Source organism: Rouxiella sp. Mn2063 (genome assembly GCF_049319665.1).
Taxonomy (GTDB): Bacteria; Pseudomonadota; Gammaproteobacteria; order Enterobacterales; family Enterobacteriaceae; genus JBMOUD01.
Map to the genome: position 1 here is coordinate 74,392 of NZ_JBMOUD010000008.1, position 21,195 is coordinate 95,586.

At 48.2% G+C, this 21,195-nt stretch carries 21 protein-coding genes; 10 read left to right on the forward strand and 11 right to left on the reverse strand.

Translation table 11 applies throughout. From position 1 onward, the window contains the following. Window positions 1-35 precede the first annotated feature (35 nt). The 3 genes from panE to ACL9RG_RS13265 all read left to right on the forward strand — a co-directional run bounded on the left by panE (window position 36) and on the right by ACL9RG_RS13265 (window position 2,387). Window positions 36-947 (forward strand): 2-dehydropantoate 2-reductase, encoded by a 912-nt coding sequence (gene panE, locus ACL9RG_RS13255; protein ID WP_422793092.1) that lies wholly within the window; start codon window positions 36-38, stop codon window positions 945-947. After that, window positions 910-1,500 carry a protein deglycase YajL gene (yajL, locus tag ACL9RG_RS13260; RefSeq protein WP_422793093.1) on the forward strand — a complete coding sequence of 197 codons (591 nt, stop codon included), beginning with the start codon at window positions 910-912 and terminating at the stop codon, window positions 1,498-1,500. The genes panE and yajL overlap by 38 nt, the downstream gene beginning before the upstream one ends. A 164-nt stretch (window positions 1,501-1,664) precedes the next feature. Further along, window positions 1,665-2,387, forward strand: a complete 723-nt coding sequence (locus ACL9RG_RS13265; protein ID WP_422793094.1) for an acid phosphatase — start codon at window positions 1,665-1,667, stop codon at window positions 2,385-2,387. Between the two features lie 66 nt (window positions 2,388-2,453). Here ACL9RG_RS13265 and thiI read toward each other — a convergent pair whose 3' ends face one another. Beyond that, entirely contained in the window at window positions 2,454-3,902 is a 1,449-nt protein-coding gene (gene thiI, locus ACL9RG_RS13270; RefSeq protein ID WP_422793095.1) for a tRNA uracil 4-sulfurtransferase ThiI, read from the reverse strand. A gap of 337 nt (window positions 3,903-4,239) precedes the next feature. On the opposite strand from thiI, the gene xseB reads away from it, so the two are divergent. Genes xseB through dxs form a run of 3 tightly spaced genes read left to right on the forward strand, consistent with a single transcriptional unit; the run spans window position 4,240 to window position 7,329 of the window. Continuing rightward, window positions 4,240-4,482, forward strand: coding sequence for an exodeoxyribonuclease VII small subunit (gene xseB / locus ACL9RG_RS13275; RefSeq protein ID WP_422793096.1), 243 nt, complete (start codon window positions 4,240-4,242; stop codon window positions 4,480-4,482). Window positions 4,483-4,488: 6 nt separating this feature from the next. Beyond that, on the forward strand, window positions 4,489-5,418 hold the full coding sequence (ispA, locus tag ACL9RG_RS13280; RefSeq protein ID WP_422793097.1) for a (2E,6E)-farnesyl diphosphate synthase: 930 nt from the start codon (window positions 4,489-4,491) through the stop codon (window positions 5,416-5,418). Between the two features lie 48 nt (window positions 5,419-5,466). Beyond that, entirely contained in the window at window positions 5,467-7,329 is a 1,863-nt protein-coding gene (dxs, locus tag ACL9RG_RS13285; RefSeq protein ID WP_422793098.1) for a 1-deoxy-D-xylulose-5-phosphate synthase, read from the forward strand. Window positions 7,330-7,436: 107 nt separating this feature from the next. Here the strand turns inward: dxs and thiL are convergent, their stop codons facing one another. From thiL to nrdR, 5 genes are all read right to left on the reverse strand, one after another. Beyond that, on the reverse strand, window positions 7,437-8,420 hold the full coding sequence (gene thiL, locus ACL9RG_RS13290; protein ID WP_422793099.1) for a thiamine-phosphate kinase: 984 nt from the start codon (window positions 8,418-8,420) through the stop codon (window positions 7,437-7,439). A 219-nt stretch (window positions 8,421-8,639) separates the two neighbouring features. After that, complete coding sequence (gene nusB, locus ACL9RG_RS13295; RefSeq protein ID WP_422793100.1) at window positions 8,640-9,056, reverse strand: transcription antitermination factor NusB; 417 nt, start codon at window positions 9,054-9,056, stop codon at window positions 8,640-8,642. A 20-nt stretch (window positions 9,057-9,076) separates the two neighbouring features. Then, the gene (gene ribE / locus ACL9RG_RS13300; protein WP_422793101.1) at window positions 9,077-9,547 is read right to left on the reverse strand and encodes a 6,7-dimethyl-8-ribityllumazine synthase; all 471 of its coding nucleotides are present in this window, start codon (window positions 9,545-9,547) and stop codon (window positions 9,077-9,079) included. Between the two features lie 173 nt (window positions 9,548-9,720). Continuing rightward, the gene (ribD, locus tag ACL9RG_RS13305) at window positions 9,721-10,830 is read right to left on the reverse strand and encodes a bifunctional diaminohydroxyphosphoribosylaminopyrimidine deaminase/5-amino-6-(5-phosphoribosylamino)uracil reductase RibD (protein WP_422793232.1); all 1,110 of its coding nucleotides are present in this window, start codon (window positions 10,828-10,830) and stop codon (window positions 9,721-9,723) included. A 40-nt stretch (window positions 10,831-10,870) separates the two neighbouring features. Next, window positions 10,871-11,320: a transcriptional regulator NrdR gene (gene nrdR, locus ACL9RG_RS13310; protein ID WP_422793102.1), complete on the reverse strand. Its 450-nt coding sequence runs from the start codon at window positions 11,318-11,320 to the stop codon at window positions 10,871-10,873. A 195-nt stretch (window positions 11,321-11,515) separates the two neighbouring features. Here nrdR and ACL9RG_RS13315 point away from each other — a divergent pair, with 195 nt between their 5' ends. Then, window positions 11,516-12,115 (forward strand): DUF3251 domain-containing protein, encoded by a 600-nt coding sequence (locus ACL9RG_RS13315; protein ID WP_422793103.1) that lies wholly within the window; start codon window positions 11,516-11,518, stop codon window positions 12,113-12,115. Window positions 12,116-12,209: 94 nt separating this feature from the next. Here ACL9RG_RS13315 and secF read toward each other — a convergent pair whose 3' ends face one another. The 4 genes from secF to tgt all read right to left on the reverse strand — a co-directional run bounded on the left by secF (window position 12,210) and on the right by tgt (window position 16,716). Next, window positions 12,210-13,124, reverse strand: a complete 915-nt coding sequence (gene secF / locus ACL9RG_RS13320) for a protein translocase subunit SecF (RefSeq protein WP_422793233.1) — start codon at window positions 13,122-13,124, stop codon at window positions 12,210-12,212. A 70-nt stretch (window positions 13,125-13,194) separates the two neighbouring features. Beyond that, window positions 13,195-15,042 (reverse strand): protein translocase subunit SecD, encoded by a 1,848-nt coding sequence (gene secD, locus ACL9RG_RS13325; protein ID WP_422793104.1) that lies wholly within the window; start codon window positions 15,040-15,042, stop codon window positions 13,195-13,197. A 27-nt stretch (window positions 15,043-15,069) separates the two neighbouring features. Continuing rightward, complete coding sequence (gene yajC / locus ACL9RG_RS13330; RefSeq protein WP_017489833.1) at window positions 15,070-15,402, reverse strand: preprotein translocase subunit YajC; 333 nt, start codon at window positions 15,400-15,402, stop codon at window positions 15,070-15,072. Window positions 15,403-15,591: 189 nt separating this feature from the next. Further along, on the reverse strand, window positions 15,592-16,716 hold the full coding sequence (gene tgt / locus ACL9RG_RS13335) for a tRNA guanosine(34) transglycosylase Tgt (protein ID WP_422793105.1): 1,125 nt from the start codon (window positions 16,714-16,716) through the stop codon (window positions 15,592-15,594). 328 nt (window positions 16,717-17,044) lie between these two features. On the opposite strand from tgt, the gene ACL9RG_RS13340 reads away from it, so the two are divergent. Further along, on the forward strand, window positions 17,045-18,148 hold the full coding sequence (locus ACL9RG_RS13340) for an acyltransferase family protein (protein WP_422793106.1): 1,104 nt from the start codon (window positions 17,045-17,047) through the stop codon (window positions 18,146-18,148). 302 nt (window positions 18,149-18,450) lie between these two features. Here the strand turns inward: ACL9RG_RS13340 and queA are convergent, their stop codons facing one another. Beyond that, window positions 18,451-19,521 carry a tRNA preQ1(34) S-adenosylmethionine ribosyltransferase-isomerase QueA gene (gene queA, locus ACL9RG_RS13345; protein WP_422793107.1) on the reverse strand — a complete coding sequence of 357 codons (1,071 nt, stop codon included), beginning with the start codon at window positions 19,519-19,521 and terminating at the stop codon, window positions 18,451-18,453. Window positions 19,522-19,761: 240 nt separating this feature from the next. Between queA and ACL9RG_RS13350 the strand changes: the two genes are divergently transcribed. After that, a complete protein-coding gene (locus tag ACL9RG_RS13350) occupies window positions 19,762-20,343 on the forward strand; it encodes an ACP phosphodiesterase (RefSeq protein WP_422793108.1) in 582 nt (193 codons plus the stop codon). Window positions 20,344-20,480: 137 nt separating this feature from the next. After that, window positions 20,481-21,083: a peroxiredoxin C gene (locus ACL9RG_RS13355; protein WP_422793109.1), complete on the forward strand. Its 603-nt coding sequence runs from the start codon at window positions 20,481-20,483 to the stop codon at window positions 21,081-21,083. Window positions 21,084-21,195: the final 112 nt, after the last annotated feature.

The following is a 21,195-nucleotide window of genomic DNA, read 5'->3' on the forward strand; positions in this document are numbered from 1 at the left end:
TTAGCGTTTCAAGGCAACTAACCAAGGAGATAATCATGAAAATAACAGTACTTGGCTGCGGTGCCTTGGGACAACTTTGGCTGGCGACACTCTATCAACGCGGGCACGACGTACAAGGTTGGCTACGCATTCCGCAGCCGTTTTGCTCGGTAAACGTCATTTTTACTGACGGACAGGCGTTTAACCGCAATCTGCCCACCAACGATCCGCAACATTTGGCGCAGAGCGAACTATTGCTAGTAACGCTCAAAGCCTGGCAAGTATCAGGTGCTCTCGGGGCGCTGTTGCCACAGCTTAATCCAAACTGCACCTTGATATTGTTGCATAACGGAATGGGAACGCTGGATGAACTTCCGGCAAATCGCCGACCTGTTTTACTCGGGGCAACAACACATGCAGCTCGCCACGAAGGAAATGCAATTTTGCATGTTGCTTCAGGCATGACACATATCGGCCCTGCCCCCGGTCATATTATCGCTGCCAATGATATTGCCGATATACTGCACGAAGCGTTGCCGGATGTGGCATGGCATAACAATATTTTGCCATCGCTATGGAATAAGCTGGCGGTAAATTGTGTCATCAATCCGCTCACCGCCATACATAATTGTAGTAATGGCGAGCTACTGGCCTATGGCGATGAAATAGAGAAAGTCTGCGCTGAAGTTGCACAGGTGATGGCGATTGAAGGTTATGAAACCCACAAAGAATCCCTACTCAGTTATGTCTACCAAGTGATCGCCAGTACTTCGGAAAACTACTCGTCGATGCTACAAGACATCCGCCACCAGCGGCACACTGAAATCGACTATATTACCGGTTATCTGATCAGACGCGCCCGTAGCCATGGTATGCAGCTGCCGCATAATGCGCGCCTGTTCGACATCATTAAAAGAAAGGAAAACGAGTATGAGCGTCTCAGTTCTGGTCTGTCTGGCTCCTGGTAGCGAAGAAATAGAAGCCGTCACCGCGATTGATCTCTTGGTGCGTGCCGGAGTGAGTGTCACCACAGCCAGCGTGGCCGGGGATGGTCGCCGGGAAATCGTCTGTTCACGTGGCGTGCGTATCATGGCCGACGTGGCCTTAGTCGATGTGGCAGATGACGAGTTCGATGCCATTGTATTGCCTGGCGGGCTTAAAGGCGCTGAGTGTTTCCGTGATAGCCTGCTGCTAGTCGAGAAAGTCCGCCAGTTGAATGTCACCGGCAAAATTGTTGCAGCTATCTGTGCCGCCCCTGCGTTGGTGCTCGAATTCCATGATTTGTTCCCGGTCGGCAATATGACCGGTTTTCCCGGGTTAAAAGATAAAATCTCGCCGACCAAGTGGATGGAAAAACGTGTGATGTTCGACCCTCGCGTTAATTTGCTCACCAGCCAAGGTCCAGGCACCTCGATGGAATTTGCGCTGAAATTGATCGACCTGCTTTGCGGAAAAGCGACGGCAGCAAAGGTTGCCTCGCAATTAGTGCTCTATCCCGGTGTTCATAACTACCAAGACTGAGTCTCCTCCCTTAGCCTCTTACTATATTGCGACCTGCAGGTCGCAATATCTCCTCATTACGCGAACACAGTCACACTTAGTCACATTTGCCATTGTATGAGCCATTCCAGCTGATAATCTCATCATCGACACCATTATATTAATGATTAATATGGAAATTAAAGATGACTAAGATTGCCTCTGCTGTGCTCGTCAGTTTACTTCTTACCAGCTACGCCCACGCCGCCGATAAACACTATCTCACCCTGCAAGAAACTGCGGACAGCGTAGCCATACTCAATCCGCCACCGGCTTTTGATAGCGTCGCATTCCTTAGCGATAAAGCCGCTTATGACCAAGGTAAATACCTGCGCGGCACGCCACGCGGTGAGCAGGCTTATAAAGATGCAGATTCGAGCGAGAGTAACGTCGGTAAAAACTTCTCTGCAGCTTTTGGTCATGACATTACGCCGCAAACGACACCAGCGACCTACGAGCTGATTTCGACGATGAAAGAAGATGCCGGTGATTTCGCGACTAAACTGGCAAAAGAGAAATATAACCGTATTCGCCCCTTTGCCTTCTTCCACGAGTCAACCTGCCGCCCGGATGAAGAAAGCAAACTGGCTAAAAACGGCTCCTATCCTTCCGGTCATACGGCAATCGGCTGGTCAACGGCTCTGGTATTGGCTGAAGTTAATCCAGTGAATCAAACCGCCATTCTAAAACGTGGATTCGAGATGGGCCAAAGCCGGGTAATCTGTGGTTATCATTGGCAGAGCGACATTGATGCAGCACGCGTTGTGTCTGCTGCGGTGGTTGCTACCTTGCATAACAACCCAGCGTTTATCAGCCAGCTTGCTAAAGCGAAAGAAGAGATCGCTAAGCTGAACACCGCCGGTAAATAAACCGCATAAAAAAGAGGCGCTGATGATAAACAGCGCCTCCCTTATCACTCTTCTATCATCAATAAATTAAGGACGATAGACCTTCACGTTCTTAAAGCCTTGCTCATGCAGATAAAGCGCCTGCAAGCGACTCATCACGCCGCGATCACAATACAGCAGATAGGTTTTGCTTTGATCCAGCGTGCCAAAATGTCCGCTCAGTTTATAGAAAGGCACGGCGTTGATTTCGATTCCTTCCAGCGCTAAAGGTGAAGCCTCTTGCTCATCTGGGGCACGAATATCGAGCAAGATATCGGTAGAGGCAAACTCTGCCACCGTTTCAACCTCTGCCACTTCCTGCTTAGCCGCTTCAGCAATATCACGAATATCCTGATTTTTCGCTTCGCTAATCACTCGTTCCAAAATTGAGAAGTCGAATTGTTCCTCTTCAGCTTCAATCTTTTCCTTAACGGCTTTCACTGTTGGGCTTTTCGAAATCACACCGCAATATTCCGGCATAGTTTTAGCAAAATCTTCAGTCCCAATCTGGCGAGCGATATCAATGATGTGTTGCTTATCATGAGAAATCAGCGGACGTAGAATCAGGGTATCAGAGGCATTATCAATTAAACGCAAATTAGTCAGCGTCTGGCTGGAAACCTGCCCCAATGCCTCGCCAGTCACCAATGCTTGCACACCATAACGCTCAGCAATTGCCGATGCCGCGCGAACCATCATGCGTTTAAGCACCACGCCCATTTGTCCATCCTCAACTTTTTCGAGGATTTCACCCACCACAGGCTCAAAATCAATAGCAATAAAACGCACGCGGTGCGAGCTACCAAAGCGGTTCCACAGGTAATAAGCGACTTGTTTCACGCCAATCTCGTGCGCAGAGCCGCCAAGGTTAAAGAAGCAGTAATGCACGCGACAACCGCGGCGAATCAGCATGTAGCTGGAAACGCCCGAGTCGAATCCGCCTGAAATCAGCGACATGACATCTTCTTGAGTACCAATCGGGTAGCCGCTCAAACCATTGTAACGGTTTTTAATCAGTACAAGCTGATCGTCATTAATTTCCAGTTTTACCGTCACTTCAGGTGCAGTGAGGTTCACTGACGCCGAGGCGATATGCTGGTTCAAGCCGCCACCAACATAACGCTCAACATCGCCAGAACTAAAACTGTGCTTACCGCGACGTTTCACCCGCACGCAAAACGTTTTACCTTGTAACTCATCGCGGTATGCTTCCAACGTTTGCTCGAAGATATGATGCACATCGTTAAATGGGCGGTCTTCAACTTCCAACACGTGATGAATACCGGGAATGCGGCATAATAATTCAACAATCAAATCGTGTTTGCTTTCGTCTTTGCTGCGAACTTCGATATGATCCCAATGGCGCACAACCGCCAAGGTTTCATCATGAGGTCTTACAACGTTGCGAATGCTGCTTGAAAGGATTTTGATAAAGCGCAAACGTACAGATTGGCTCTTGATAGTGATTTCTGGGAACAATTTAATGATAAACTTCATGGCAATCTTTTATCAGCTAATGAAATAGTGGCTCGTAAGTCGATGCATAGGGCACTAGAATAATATTATTGTTAAGCGCAGTGTGTCGTTGGTCAGTCTCTCACCATGAGTCTGCATTTAACAATAATGTCTTCAGCCTCTATCGGCGACGTCATTTGCGAGTTTAGCTCTCTAGAGCAAAGGCTCTACAGAGTAAAAATTAGAAAAGCGCGCGGCGGAGTATATCATTTAAAATGCCGACTCGGCACGTGCTTAGACGGTCACCACCCGATGTGTATCGACAATACCGGGCTTATTGACACCTACGACACCAGACCTTCGAGATTGAAAGAGAATTATGCCAAAAAAAGCTGCACCACCTGCCAATTTTGAAACAGCGCTGGCTGAACTTGAACAGATCGTTGCTCGCCTGGAATCTGGAGAACTGCCACTGGAAGAGGCGCTGAACGAATTTGAGCAAGGCGTCCAGTTGGCACGTCTTGGTCAACAAAAATTACAACAGGCTGAACAACGCGTGCAAATCCTGCTCGACAGCGATAACGACGCGCCATTGCAACCTTTTACACCGGAAATTGAGTAACCCGTTATGGCTGAAATTGAAGCACAGGGCGCTACTGTGAATTTTAATAGTGAGTTACGCAGGCTACAAAAACACGTTGATGAGCGCCTGTCTGGTTATCTCTCGGCGTTACCTTTTGCCGATATGCCGCTTGTGAGCGCCATGCGTCACGGCGCATTGCTCGGCGGTAAACGTCTGCGTCCTTATCTGGTTTACGCTACGGGCGAACTTTTTGGCTTGTCCCCGACAAATCTTGATGCGCCGGCAGCAGCGGTTGAATGTATCCACGCTTATTCATTGATTCATGACGATCTTCCCGCCATGGATGATGATGACTTACGTCGCGGCCAGCCAACCTGTCATATCAAATTCGGTGAAGCTAATGCTATTCTGGCCGGCGACGCGCTACAAACTTTGGCCTTCTCAATATTAGCTGATAGTGATATGCCTGATGTCAGCGTTGGCGATCGCCTGTCGATGGTGTCAGAACTCGCCCATGCCAGCGGTGTTGCTGGTATGTGTGGTGGACAAGCATTAGATTTAGCCGCCGAAGGGCAGCAGGCCAGCCTGGCGGCATTAGAACAAATCCATCGCCATAAAACCGGTGCTCTGATTCGCGCCGCCGTGCGTATGGGCGCGCTAGCCGCGGGTGAGAAAGGTCGTGCGGCACTGCCACTGCTTGATAGCTACGCCGAAGCTATCGGTCTGGCATTCCAAGTTCAGGACGATATTTTGGATGTTATCGGTGATACTGCCACGCTGGGTAAACGTCAGGGAGCAGACCAGCAGCTTGGCAAAAGTACCTATCCGGCCCTGCTGGGACTGGAAGGCGCGCAAGCCAAAGCTAAAGATCTTTATCAGGAAGCCGTTGCCGCACTCGAACAACTTGCTGCAAACTCCTATAACACAGCACCGTTACTGGCGTTAGCCCGTTTTGTCATTGAACGCGATAATTGAGTTCGTAAGCAGTAAACGGACCTTTGACCCCTTAATTATGAGCAACTGATGAGCCTTGATATAGCCAAATACCCGACGCTGGCACTGGCGGAGAACCCTGAAGAACTCCGCTCTCTTCCCAAAGAGACCTTACCTAAACTTTGTGATGAGTTACGCCAATATCTTTTGTCCAGCGTTAGCCAATCAAGCGGACACTTTGCCTCTGGCTTAGGCACTGTCGAGCTGACCGTTGCAATGCATTATGTCTACAACACGCCGTTTGACCGCTTGATTTGGGATGTGGGTCATCAAGCCTATCCACACAAAATCCTGACAGGTCGCCGCGATCGCATTTCAACTATTCGCCAAAAAGGCGGCGTCCATCCGTTCCCATGGCGTGAAGAAAGCGAATATGACGTACTGTCAGTAGGACACTCATCCACCTCGATTAGCGCAAGCTTAGGTGCCGCTGTCGCCGCTGAACGTGAAGGTCTGGGTCGCCGCACCGTCTGTGTCATTGGTGATGGTGCGATTACCGCCGGCATGGCGTTTGAAGCCATGAACCACGCCGGTGATATTAAGTCCGATATGCTAGTGGTGCTCAACGATAACGAGATGTCTATCTCTGAAAACGTCGGTGCCTTGAACAATCACCTCGCCCAACTGCTATCAGGCAAGTTCTACTCACAGTTGCGCGAAGGCGGCAAACGAGTGCTTTCTGGTATTCCACCAATTAAAGAACTGGTACGCCGCACTGAAGAACATCTGAAAGGCATGGTCGTACCGGGTACGTTGTTTGAAGAACTCGGTTTTAATTATATTGGCCCTGTTGATGGGCACGATGTGGTGGCACTGGCGCAAACGCTGAAAAACATGCGTGAGCTAAAAGGCCCACAGTTGCTGCATATCATGACCAAAAAAGGCAAAGGTTACGCCCCTGCCGAACAAGATCCGATCAGCTGGCATGCGGTACCAAAATTCGATCCGGCGAGCGGCACCTTGCCAAAAAGCAAAGAAGGTCTGCCAACATATTCAAAAGTGTTTGGCGACTGGCTGTGTGAAGCCGCCGCTCAAGATGACAAGCTGATGGCCGTTACCCCGGCAATGCGTGAAGGCTCGGGGATGGTTCGATTCTCGAAAGAGTATCCGCAACAGTATTTTGACGTAGCTATTGCTGAGCAACACGCCGTAACCTTTGCGGCAGGTTTGGCGATTGGTGGCTATAAGCCGATTGTGGCTATTTACTCAACCTTCTTGCAGCGTGCTTATGATCAGGTGATCCACGATGTGGCGATCCAAAATCTTCCGGTACTGTTTGCCATCGATCGCGGCGGCATTGTCGGCGCTGACGGGCAAACGCACCAAGGTGCTTTCGATTTATCCTTCCTGCGCTGTATCCCTAATATGGTGATCATGACGCCAAGTGATGAAAATGAGTGCCGCCAAATGCTGCATACTGGCTATCACCATCAGCAAGGGCCAGTCGCGGTGCGTTACCCACGCGGAACCGGCACCGGAGCGACCTGCGAGCCGCTGGCCTCTCTGCCAATTGGCAAAGGTGTCGTTAAGCGCGAAGGGAAAAAAATCGCCATTCTTAACTTCGGCACACTATTAGCTGACGCGCAAAAAGTGGCTGCTAATCTCGATGCGACGCTGGTTGATATGCGCTTTGTGAAACCACTGGATGACGCCTTGATTCTCGAACTTGCTGCCAGTCATGAGGCCTTAGTGACGATAGAAGAAAACGCCATTATGGGCGGCGCGGGCAGCGGTGTGAATGAAGTGTTGATGGCAAAACGCCTGATGGTACCGGTGTTGAATATTGGTCTGCCTGATTTCTTCATCCCGCAAGGTACACAAGAAGAAGCGCGCAACGATATCGGTCTGGATGCACCGGGGATTGAACACCAAATCAATGAATGGCTCGCCTAAACATATCTTCCTCTCGCCACATTAGAGAGGAATATTGACCTGTCGGCAGTAAAGATAAAAAAGGGGCTGAACATCACTGTTCAGCCCCTTTTTATAAGCATTATCTTTTAAATTGTCGCCGTAGAGAAATGATCAAACCCTTGTAAATCAAGCGTGACCACTTCGCCAGAACGTACAAACTTGATACCTTCAGACAGAGGGGCAATTTGCCCAATACAGGTGAAAGCAACACCATAATGACTCAGCGCTATCTCTAACGCGCCGCGATTAATTTCTGGCACCGTAAAGCACAGTTCGTAATCTTCGCCCCCGGCAAGCGCCCATTTCAGCGCTTGTTCAGCATCGACGTGGCGCAGCAGCGCCTCAGAATACGGTAATTGATCGAGATCTATTCTGGCGCCACAATCGCTGGCTTTGAGCACATGTTTCAAGTCAGAAACCAGACCATCAGAGATATCAATGGCGGAGCTGGCTAAATCACGCAATCCCTGCCCTTGTAATACGCGAGGTTGAGGACGTAAATGCCGTTGCAATAACCATTCTCTGTCAGCAGTATTCTCTACCTGCAACTTGTCGAGCAAAATAGCCAGGCCAGCGGCGCTGTCCCCCAAGGTACCGGTGACAAAAATCCAGTCACCAACTTTAGCACCTCCACGAGTTAACGCGCGCCCCATCGGGATCAAGCCTTGAATCGTCAGCGTCATACTCAATGGGCCACGCGTCGTATCGCCACCAATTAGCTGCATACCGTAGTAATCAAGCTGCTCAAACAGACTATCGCTGAATGCTTCTAGCCAGTCGGTGTTCACTTCTGGCAAGGTTAACGCCAACGATACCCAAGCGGGATCGGCACCCATTGCAGCCAGGTCACTCAAATTTACTGCGAGGGCTTTATAACCGAGGTCTTTAGGAGAGATGGTTTTAAGAAAATGTATACCTTCTACCAGGGTATCGGTACTGACTGCCAATAGCTGCTTTTCCGATACGGTCAATAGGGCACAATCATCGCCGATGCCTAACTGCACGTCCTGGCGAGCGGTTCTATACCGGTTGAAGTAGCGAGCTATTAAATCAAATTCGCCGCATGCCATAGTATGTTTTCCGAATAAAACGTTTTATACCCTCCACACTTCAAGTCGCCAACGGCTTAAAGTTTATCGGGTATAGAATCAACAGAATGATTTAAGGCCGGATATCCGGCCTTAAACATGGTTGGTCATCCCTTTGGTCAGGCGATGTGATATCGCCTTGGGTGTTACAAACGCTATTTGAAAAGATGACCAACATGCTTTTCTTGATGATGCTGTAACTTACTTCTTAGTACGGATGTGTGGACCAGCTTTGTCCAGCACGCCGTTAACAAACTTGTGGCTATCTTCTGCACCAAAGATTTTAGCAAGTTCGATAGCTTCGTTGATCGCCACTTTGTAAGGGACGTCTTGGCGCTTGCTCAGTTCGAACAACGCCAGACGCAAAATCGCTCTTTCTACCTGACCCAGTTCTTCCAGTTGACGAGAAAGATAAGGTGCCATCAGCGCATCGAGTTTTTCTGCGCTGTTGGCCACGCCGCTCAGCAACTCACGGAAATAGGTAATGTCGACGTCTTTGACATCCTGCTCGGTCAGGAATTCTAATTCAACATCGGCAATGTCGTTTTTCGACAACTGCCAAGAATAAAGCGCCTGAACGGCACATTCACGGGCGCGGCGACGAGCAGCAGGTTTCACGGATTTCCCCTTAACTAGATTCAGGCCTTAATAGCCTTGATAACATTAATCATTTCCAGCGCGGTCAGGGCAGCTTCTGCACCTTTATTACCGGCTTTCGTCCCTGCACGCTCAATTGCTTGCTCAATACTTTCAGTAGTCAGCACACCAAACGCAACCGGGATATCGCTGTTCATTGCAACGCTGGACAGGCCAGAGCTACATTCACCAGCAACGAATTCAAAATGGGCTGTGCCCCCACGAATAACGGTTCCCAAAGCAATAACCGCATCGTATTTTTTGCTGTTAGCCAGTGCGCGAGTTGCCAATGGCAATTCATAAGCACCTGGAACCCAGACAACAGTGATGTTGTCATCAGCAACTTGACCGATACGTTTCAAGGCATCGACAGCACCAGAGAGCAGGCTATCGTTGATGAAATTATTAAAACGCGCGATTGCGATTGCGACTTTAGCGCTTGGCGTAGCTACAACACCTTCAATAACGTTCATTGTCTTTCCTTTAATTGGATTCAATTACTTGGTAACCCTAGCCGCAGGGGGCCGGATTCTATCACATTATTACACTGCCGGGACATGCGATTGTGTAAATCATTCATGTACTAGCATACTCGTTTATCGAAGAGTCGATGGGTTCAGCAATTCTCCATCGACCTGTATCAATTCTATTGGCGCTGTTTGAGGCGCAAACGTAAATCGGGGCCGACCTGACGCACGTCGTTTATCACAAACTCTGGCGCATCACGCAGATTTTGCAAACCTGGCAATAGGCAAAGTGGACGACCACTCTCCCCTAACAACTTTGGTGCCATATAAACGATCAACTCATCAACTAACCCTGCTTGCAACAATGCCCCGGCCAACCCGGCTCCAGCTTCAACCCATAGGCTGTTCACATTGCGCTTAGCCAATTGCATCATCAGCATCACCAGATCCAACTGGCCTTCTTTGGCAGAAACGGTCATCTGTTCAACATTTTCAGGCCAGTGTTGGCTGTCTTCTTGCAAGCGGGCGAGAAGTGTTTGCCCCGTCTGATGGATCAGCTTGTGTTCAGGCGTAACACGATTTTGGCTATCAATGATCACGCGAAGAGGCTGACGCAGGTCAGATAGTGGATAAAGACGCTGTGTTTCCTCACCCAACTCTTCCCAGCGCACTGTTAAAGAGGGATCGTCTGCCAGCACGGTGGCACTGGTACTGAGAATAGCGGAGCTTTCAGCCCGAAAACGCTGCACATCACGACGCGCTTCAGGTGAGGTAATCCACTGGCTTTCGCCCGAGGCCATCGCCGTGCGTCCATCGAGTGAAGCAGCCATTTTCAGCTGAATATACGGGAAACCGGTACGCATGCGTTTTAAGAAGCCAAGATTAGCGGCTTCCGCCTGGCTGTGCAGCAGCCCGTGGCTGACATCAAGCCCTGCTTGTTTCAGGCGATATAAACCACGGCCAGCGACTTCAGGATTAGGATCTTGCATCGCAGCCACTACGCGAGTGATGCCAGCAGCCAATAGTGCATCGGCACAAGGCGGCGTGCGGCCGTGATGACTACAAGGCTCTAGCGTCACATAAGCGGTTGCGCCTTTAGCTCGCTCTCCGGCCATACGTAATGCGTGAACTTCAGCATGAGGTTCGCCAGCGCGGAAATGATATCCTTCGCCGACAATTTCGCCATCACGAACAATAACACACCCTACATTCGGGTTTGGGGTTGTGGTAAAACGCCCCAGACGCGCCAACTCAAAGGCGCGTGCCATATAGAATTCATCACCCATTATCGTCTCTTCACCCGCTATCATTGGTATCAGCTATTAACGCTTAATCTTGCAGACGAGCAATCTCTTCGCCGAATTCGCGAATATCTTCAAAACTGCGATAAACCGAGGCAAAACGGATATAGGCCACTTTATCGAGCTTTTTCAACGCATCCATCACCAGATTGCCAATCATTTTTGCCGGGACTTCGCGTTCACCGGTGGCACGCAACTGGGATTTAATATGGTTAATCGCCGTTTCCACGTCGTCAGAACTCACCGGACGTTTTTCTAATGCTTTGAGGAAACCACCGCGCAGCTTGTCTTCATTGAAAGGTTCACGCACTTCATTACTTTTGATGACGCGTGGCATCACAAGCTCCGCGATTTCAAAAGTTGTAAAACGTTCGTGGCAAACCAGACATTGGCGGCGACGGCGAACTTGCGATCCATCCCCCACTAGTCGGGAGTCGATTACTTTGGTATCAACAGCGGCACAAAATGGGCAATGCATAGCACTTCCTGCTTGGGGCGAAAACTGAAGCCTAGTTTACCCCGAAGTGAGCGGACAACAAAGACCGGCGCGAAATTGACTGATTATTCAGATAAATTTTGGCACTAACTGTTTACAATCTATCCCCTATAATCACCGATTACGCTATCTTAAATTCAAGTAATAATATTTGGCTCCCGATAAGGAACAACCATCATGCTCTTAAATTTTCGCGCTCTTTTCGCCGCTTCAGCACTACTGAGCCTAGCTGGCTGCGCGCAGCAGAACCCGGAACTTCCCAAGCTGAAGAGCGAAATTACCCAATTGAACCAGAAATTACAGCGCTTGACCGATGTCGCAACCGCACTTGAACAACAGGCGACGCTCAATCGCCAATCGGCTGGCGGCATCTATTTGCTCCCTGCTGCCAATACGCCAGCGCTGCTAAAAACTGATTTCGGTAATATCAGCTTTAGCATCAGTAAAATCGGCGCTTTTGAAACGGGCAGCACCGGAATATTAACGGCTCAAGAAACCTCGGGCAGAAATCTGCCCGTCTTTACTGCACAACTAGATTGGGGCCAGGTTGACCCGGTAACGGGTAAGCCGCTCACTGCGGATATGCAAACACAAACCATTACCGTGACCGCAGATTTACTGCCAAGCGCAACGCAAACGCTGGAAATTCATTTAGCACACATTGCCCCTGAAATGTTGGGTTTCATCCGTTTGCACAATGTACAGCCTATTAATGGGCAACCGGTTAACGCAACGACAAGCCCTGCGGTTGCTTCAGGGCAAGCTACTGCGCAATAACAATATCGTGCACTAAATTGATGTTCCGCCGAAATTTAAACAAAAAAATGGCCTCAATTGAGGCCATTTTATTTTTTCATATCTATAAAGCAGATTAAGGCAGAAGCGAAGGCTGATCGGCCCCTTCTTTCTCAACTTTCTGCTGCAGCATATGTTCGCGTCTCATACCCAGTTTTAGGGCCAGAGCCGACGCAACATAGATAGATGAAATCGTACCGATTGACACCCCGATCAGCATCGTCAGAGAGAAGCCTTTAAGCAACGCGCCACCGAAGATGAACAGCATCAATACCACCATCAGCGTCGTTGCCGAGGTCATGATGGTACGGCTCAGGGTTTGCGTCAGGGACACGTTCATAATTTCGTAAGGCGTTCCGCGACGGATCTTGCGGAAGTTTTCACGAATACGGTCCGAAACCACAATATGGTCATTCAGCGAGTAACCGATTACCGACATCAAAGAAGCGATAATGGTCAGGTCAACTTCAATCTTGAACAGCGATAACACGCCCATCGTCAAGATAACGTCTACCGCTAGCGCGATAACCACGCCCAGCGCCAAACGCCATTCAAAACGGAAGCCGACGTAAATCAGGATAGAAATCAACGCAATCAGCAGTGCCATCGCACCCGCTTGCGCCAAATCACTCCCGACACTCGGCCCAACAAATTCGACACGTTTTACCGTGGCGCTTTTGTCGATATCGGCGTTAATCAGATTGATCACTTTAGCACCTAACTCCTGGCCCGCTGCATTGCTTGATGCAGGCGGTAAACGCACCACGACATCGCGTGCGCTACCGAAGTTCTGTACTACCGGATCATGGAATCCGGCTTTATCAATCGCGTTACGCATATCATCGAGGTTGGCCGGTTGTGTCAGGGTGATTTCAATCACCGTACCACCGGTAAAATCCAGACCCCAGTTGAACCCGCGAACCCCCATAATCACAACAGATGCGATTAACAACAGGACAGAGATACAAAATGCCACGTTGTCCCAGCGCATAAAGTCATAAACTTTACGGCCGTAGTTCAGTTGTTCAACACTATATTCTTGCTGTGCCACAACGCACTCCTCAGATAGACAGCTTTTTAACGCGTTTGCCGCCGTAAACCAGGTTGACGATGGCACGGGTACCCACGATCGAGGTAAACATTGAGGTCGCCACACCAATCATGGTGGTGATCGCAAAGCCTTTAATCGAACCGGTCCCTACCGCATAAAGAATAATTGCCGTGATCAGGGTAGTAATGTTGGCATCGACGATACTTGAGAACGCGCCTTTATAGCCTTCATGGATCGACTGCTGAATGGAACGCCCATTGCGCAGCTCTTCCTTGATACGTTCATTAATCAGTACGTTAGCATCAACTGCTACCGCCAGTGTCAATACGATACCTGCAATACCTGGCATCGTCAGTGTGGCGCCTGGCAGCAAGGACATAATCCCCACAATCAGCACCAGGTTGACGATAAGCGCAGTGGTCGCAATCACACCAAATTTACGGTAGTAGACCACCATAAATAGGATCGACACTAGCAAGCCCCACAGACAAGCTTCCAGACCTTGGGTGATGTTTTGTGCACCCATTGTCGGCCCAATCGTACGTTCTTCAACAATCTGAATTGGCGCGATCAAGGCACCTGCACGCAGCAGTAAGGAGAGCTGGCGAGCTTCGTTTGGATCATTAACACCGGTAATACGGAAGCTGTTCGCCAAGCGTGACTGAATAGTTGCCACGTTGATCACTTCTTCCTGCTTAGCCAGAATTGCACGACCCTTGGCATCTTTCTTACCGCTGTCTTTATACTCCACAAACAGGGTCGCCATCGGTTTACCGATATTGTCCTTGGTGAAGTTAGACATGCTATTACCGCCCGCGCTATCGAGGGAGATATTAACCTGCGGCTGGTTGTACTCATCCATGCTGGAGGTTGAATCGGTAATATGGTCGCCAGTCAGGATGACACGCTTATAAAGAACGATCGGACGTCCATCACGCGTGTATTTCACTTCGCTGTCGCCAGGTACACGGCCAGAAGCAGCGGCGCTGGCATCAACATTGGTATTCACCAAACGGAATTCCAAAGTCGCTGTTGCACCCAAGATTTCTTTGGCGCGAGCAGTATCTTGAATACCCGGTAGCTCAACCACAATACGGTCAGAACCCTGACGCTGTACCAATGGCTCAGCAACGCCAAGCTGGTTCACACGGTTACGCAGGATGTTGATGTTTTGCTGAACCGCATACTCTTTCGCTTCGCTCAGACGGGCATCAGACATCACCACATTCAGTGCGTTATCACCATTGTTGGTAAACACCAAATCACGATGACGAGGAGAAAGATAATTTGAAGCCTGATCGCGGGTCGCAGCATCACGGAAGCGAACCTGAACGCCATAGTTCGGGAGCTTACTTACTGTTGCGTAAGGGATTTTCTGGTCACGCAGATCAGAACGCATGTTATCCATGGTCTGTTCTTGCAATTTGCCAAGTGCCGTATCCATGTCAACTTCCATCAGGAAGTGCACGCCGCCTCGCAAATCGAGGCCCAGCTTCATTGGCTCAGCGCCCAGCATGCTTAACCAGGTCGGCGTAGCCGGTGCCAGGTTAAGTGCCACAACAAATTTGTCGCCCAGCGCGCCAGTGATGGCATCGCGTGCGCGAAGCTGAACGTCAGTGTCCTTGAATCGAGCAAGAATTGAGCCGTTTTCTAGCGCAATTGATTTGCTTTCGATTTTATCTTGATTTAGTACATCTCTGACTTGGTCCAGCGTTGCAACACTGGCGTCGGATCCCCGAGCGCCAGATATTTGAACAGCCGGATCCTCACCATAAAGGTTGGGAAGCGCATAAAGCAGACCGATGATGATCACAGCGATCAGCATCAGATACTTCCACAAAGGATAACGGTTTAACACGGCAGTTCCCTTCGGGAAAATCAAAAATTAAAGCGCCTTCATCGTACCTTTCGGCAGAACGGCAGCCACGAAGTCACGCTTGATCATCACTTCAGTGGTGTCATTGAGCGCAATTACCACATAACCCGTTTCAGCAACTTTGCTCACGCGACCGATCAGACCACCGGTGGTCATCACTTCGTCACCTTTACCGATAGAATCCATCAGTTTTTTGTGTTCTTTAGAACGCTTTTGCTGTGGGCGCAGGATCATGAAATAGAAAATCAGGCCAAATACCACCAGCATGATAACCAGAGAGTAAGGACTTCCCTGTGACGGAGCGCCTGTTGCAGCGACGGCATCAGAAATGAAAAGACTCATTAAAATTCCCTCATTGTTGTTATGGGACTAAAGTTTAAAAAAACGTCTGTAAAAGTACAGGCGATAAAACACAGTGACTTTAGCGTAATCCGCAGATTACGCTGTAAAACTAAAATGACTTCTTTAACACCATGATTGCTTGGTCAAAATCATGATTACGTAAGACCATGATTAATGAAAACCCAGCCCTCAGAAGCTTAAAGGCGGAACTTCTTTGCCTTTGCGCTCATAGAAATCTTTCACAAACAGCTCTAATTTACCTTCTTCGATAGCCTGGCGTAAACCAGCCATCAAACGTTGGTAGTAGCGGAGATTATGAATGGTGTTTAACCGCGCGCCCAGTATTTCATTGCAACGATCGAGATGATGCAAGTACGCACGGCTATAATTGCGGCATGTGTAGCAATCGCAGTCTGCATCAAGCGTCGAGGTATCATCTTTGTGTTTGGCATTACGGATTTTCACCACACCGTCTGTCACAAACAGATGTCCATTGCGCGCATTGCGGGTCGGCATCACACAGTCAAACATATCAACGCCGCGACGTACGCCTTCAACCAAGTCTTCTGGTTTACCAACGCCCATCAAATAACGTGGTTTATCTTCTGGGATCTGCGGACAAACATGCTCGAGAATGCGATGCATATCCTCTTTCGGCTCACCCACAGCCAAACCGCCCACAGCGTAACCATCAAAGCCGATCTCTACCAGCCCTTTTAATGATACATCTCGTAAATCTTCGTAAACGCTGCCCTGAATAATCCCGAACAACGCATTTTTGTTGTTGAGTTCATCAAAACGGTCACGGCTGCGTTTCGCCCAACGCAGTGACATTTCCATCGAACGTTTAGCATAGTCCCAGTCAGCAGGATATGGCGTACATTCATCAAAGATCATCACGATGTCTGATCCTAAATCGTGCTGGATCTCCATCGATTTTTCTGGGCTGAGGAATACAGGATCGCCGTTAATTGGGTTACGGAAATGAACGCCTTCTTCTTTAATCTTGCGCATCGCGCCAAGGCTGAAGACCTGGAAGCCGCCTGAGTCAGTCAGGATTGGGCCCGGCCAGTTCATGAAATCATGTAAGTCGCCGTGCAACTTCATGATCTCTTGCCCCGGACGCAGCCAAAGGTGGAAGGTGTTACCCAGTAGGATCTGCGCGCCAGTCTCTTTAACTTCTTCAGGCGTCATCCCTTTAACGGTACCGTAAGTACCAACAGGCATAAATGCCGGGGTTTCAACCACACCACGCTCAAAAACCAAGCGACCGCGACGTGCGCGGCCATCGGTAGTAGATAATTCGTACTTCACATAGCCTCCAACACCGGAAAAACAGTCCGATGCATTATAAAAAGTAGCGCATTCTAACAACCATGAAAGCTTTGGCACAAGCAAGTAAGCCGAACAGACATGCATTTTGAGCCAACATATTTTTGTCTATTTTATGGTTCATTTTGATAAAAACGCGTCAGCCCGATGGTTCTGTGAAACAGGTTTCGTGATTCGCCAGACAACTATTTATAGTTATCTACTGAAGGTAGTGTATTATCGTCCCTCTTTATTTGTTATCAGGCAACTTTTGATACAAACACTAAAGATTTGACTAAATATCCATATAACTACTCATCGGACTGACTACATGAGCGAAGCAGTTGCAAAGATCAAGCATCAATTTGATTCTATTGATATTCTTAGGGGATTTGCTGCAATATCAGTCGTTGTATACCACGTTATAGAACACATGAATTGGAAGGAGTTTCCTACAACAGGTATTTTATCTTGGTTCAGATATGGATGGATGGGAGTAGACCTATTCTTTGTTATTTCTGGATTTGTAATTTCACTATCGGCATTTAATCAGATTAATAAAAATGGTAGCCATCATTTTAAAAGAGAATTCCTTTCAAGAAGGGTAAGACGAATCGTTCCATTACACTACCTGACACTCTTTATTTTCATAGCCTTTATTTCTCCAACAGTAATATTTAACCATTTCTTCACTAATCTAGTTTCACATTTATTATTTATTCATAATACTAACTATGATTATCATGGAGCCATAAATGGGAGTAACTGGTCATTAGGTGCAGAAATGCAATTTTATATACTTATTGCCTTGACTGCACAATGGCTTAAAAATGTTAAATGGTGGGTTCTAGCGGGTACCGCATTATTAATCTCTTATTCATGGAGATTTGCAGCATTCAGCCTTGTTGATTTATCTCAACCTCTTGGTGTTTTCAAGTTATTTGTATCATCTACCCAGTTACCAGGTATGCTGGATGAGTTTGCGGCAGGTATTTTGTTGGCAAGACTAGTAACATCAGAAATCGGTGCAAAAATTCTTTCTTATAAATATGCTTCTAAGATCATATTGCTTATTGCCTCTATTGTAATATGCTACCTATCTTTCTCTGTATATTTCAAATACGCCTCATTCTGGCAATACCCATATATGGTTGTATTTTTCAGAACAGCAATTGCTATATCTGCAGCAACAATCCTTCTATTCCTGTGTACTATAAAAGCACCTAAGTATATCAAGTTAGTATTATCACCTTTTTATTATTTAGGTACAATATCATATGGGATTTACCTATGGCACTTGCCAATACTGCTATCAATAAAAAAAATCGAATGGCTTAGCCATTCTCAAGCCTTAGTTATCATTTTATCGATGACGTTAGTGATGTCTTCTTTATCATGGCATTTCTTTGAAAAGAAATTTATTCTGAAAAACTAAACATAAAGCATGAGGATAATTATTCTCATGCTTTTTATTCTTTTTAATGAAAAATAAATAACATGCTTATTGTTGATAAGACATTAAAAACAATAAACTTAAAATAAAAACATGTTAATCAATAACTTAAAAACAGGAAGGGTGTCATCAGTCTCCCCAAAAACGCAAAGGTGTTACCAAGCCATCAAAAGGTAAAATAACTGAGTTTTCAACACCGGAAAAACAGTCCGATGAAGTGATTCCGTGGCGTTACTGCCCGGAAGAAATAAGCCGGCGTGCAAGTTATGCGCACCGGCCAGAAATTACTGACCGACCACTTCTTGTGGAGCCAGCGGGTTACGGTTGATGAACATCGCATCACCATAACTAAAGAATCGGTACTGCTCGGCAACCGCCTGATGATAGGCGTTCATGGTATTTTTATACCCAGCAAACGCCGATACCAGCATGATCAGGGTAGACTCTGGCAGGTGGAAATTAGTAATCAAGGTATCAACAATCTGATATTGATAGCCTGGGTAAATAAAGATGCTGGTGTCGTCCATAAATGGCGCGATCAACGCATCCTGTGCCGCTTTCGCCGCACTTTCCAATGAACGTACTGACGTGGTACCCACTGCAATCACCCGGTTGCCACGCGCTTTACACGCCAATACCGCATCAACCACGCTTTGCGGCACTTCTGCATATTCAGCATGCATCACATGCTCTTCGATAGTATCCACGCGCACTGGCTGGAATGTTCCCGCGCCAACATGCAGCGTGACAAACGCTAACTCAACGCCCTTCTCTTTCAAGGCATCCATCAACGGCTGGTCGAAGTGCAAGCCAGCGGTAGGTGCTGCTACCGCGCCCAAACGCTCGCTGTAAACCGTCTGATACAGCTCGCGGTCTGCATCTTCATCGGGACGGTCTATATAAGGAGGCAGCGGCATATGGCCGATTTCATCAAGCAGAGTAAAGACATCGCGATCTTCGTTAAATTCCAATTCGAATAACGTATCGTGGCGTGCCAGCATAGTAGCTTTGATATTTTCGTTATCCCCCAGCAACAACTCCGCGCCTGGTTTCGGCGATTTAGACGCACGGACATGGGCAAGAATACGATGCGAATCGAGAACACGCTCAACCAACACTTCAATTTTGCCGCCGCTGACTTTGCGACCAAACACTCGCGCAGGAATAACACGGGTATTATTGAATACCAGCAGATCGCCGGCCTGAATCTTGTCCAACACGTCAGTGAAAACGCCATGCGTCAACGCGCCCGTTGGGCCATCCAGAGACAGTAAACGACATCCGCTGCGCTGCGCCTGCGGGTAGTGAGCAATCAGGGACTCGGGGAGTTCAAACGAAAAATCGGCAACGCGCATAGCTTTCCACTTCCACTTAACAACAATAAATTATAACGGTAGCCATATACCTAGCCGCTTAGACAGGCTGCAATGCGCAGAACGTCAATGAGCGATGGATATATACCTTAAATAATTGGCGGCCTAGTCTAGAGCCACAGGGCATTACCTGCAAGTTTTCAGCGGCAATCTTTCGCCCAAGTGACGTAATTCGCACATTGATGTTCTTAGAATTCGAGCAGATTAGTTTATACTGGCGAAATGAATTTTCTCGCGCACCTCCATTTGGCCAAATTGGCCGATAGCTCATTGCTGGGTAACCTACTGGCGGATTTTGTTCGCGGTAACCCTGACGAGCTTTATCCGCCACATATCGTTAGCGGCATTCGTATGCATCGCCGGGTAGACAGCATGACTGACAGCCTGCCAGAGGTGAAACAGGCGCAGCGTCTGTTTCGCCCAGAATATCGACGCGTGTCAGCCATTACACTTGATGTAGTTTGGGATCACTTTTTGTCGCTGAATTGGGACCAAATCGAACCCCACATCGCCCTGAAAGATTTCTTGCAGCTGAGTGCCAATGACATCACGCCTCATCTGCCCGATATGCCTGAACGATTTCGTAATATGAATCGTTATTTATGGTCAGAACGCTGGATGGAACGCTACGCTGAGTTGCCATTTATCGGCAGAGTACTTAACGGGATGGCGCAACGTCGCCCTAGATTAGCCGCGCTCGCTGATTCGTTTGCTGATGTTGAAAACAACTATGACGCACTCGAAGCATTGTTTTGGCAGTTTTATCCCAACATGATGCATCAGGCAAAGATTCATGAAATTTAGATGACAGATGAGATCTTCGCCTGATAGTTCGTTACTATCCGATCGATTGGTCTAATCGGGTTTATTCACCTGCGACTTGAGCCTATACTAGCCGCAGATCTATTGTCTTTTCTTACCAACGATAATAAGGAGCTCTCATGGTTCTGGTAACTCGTCCGGCCCCAGATTTCACCGCAGCTGCTGTACTTGGCAACGGCGAAATTGTTGAAAACTTCAACTTTAAAAAACACACCAGCGGCAAAACTACCGTTGTTTTCTTCTGGCCAATGGATTTCACCTTCGTGTGCCCTTCTGAGCTGATCGCTTTCGATCACCGTTATGAAGAGTTCAAGAGCAAAGGCGTGGAAATCGTTGGTGTGTCTTTTGACTCAGAATTCGTACACAACGCATGGCGTAATACCCCAATCGAAAAAGGCGGTATCGGCCAGGTTAAATATGCAATGGTTGCTGACATTAAGCGTGAAATTCAAAAAGCTTATGGCATCGAGCACCCAGATGCAGGCGTTGCACTGCGTGGTTCTTTCCTGATCGACAAAGAAGGTGTTGTTCGCCATCAGGTTGTTAACGACCTGCCATTGGGCCGTAACATCGACGAAATGCTGCGTATGGTTGACGCGCTGCAATTCCACGAAGAGCACGGCGAAGTGTGCCCAGCTCAGTGGGAAAAAGGTAAAAAAGGCATGGGCGCGTCACCAGACGGCGTTGCTGCATACCTGACTGAAAACGCTAAAAACCTGTAATAGTTTTTTAGCCTTCGGTAAGAACCGGTCAGCCTTGCTGGCCGGTTTTTTTTATGCATTTTGTTCGGTTTTTATGCCCCAGATCGCTTTCCTGTATTTTCCTCTGTTCACT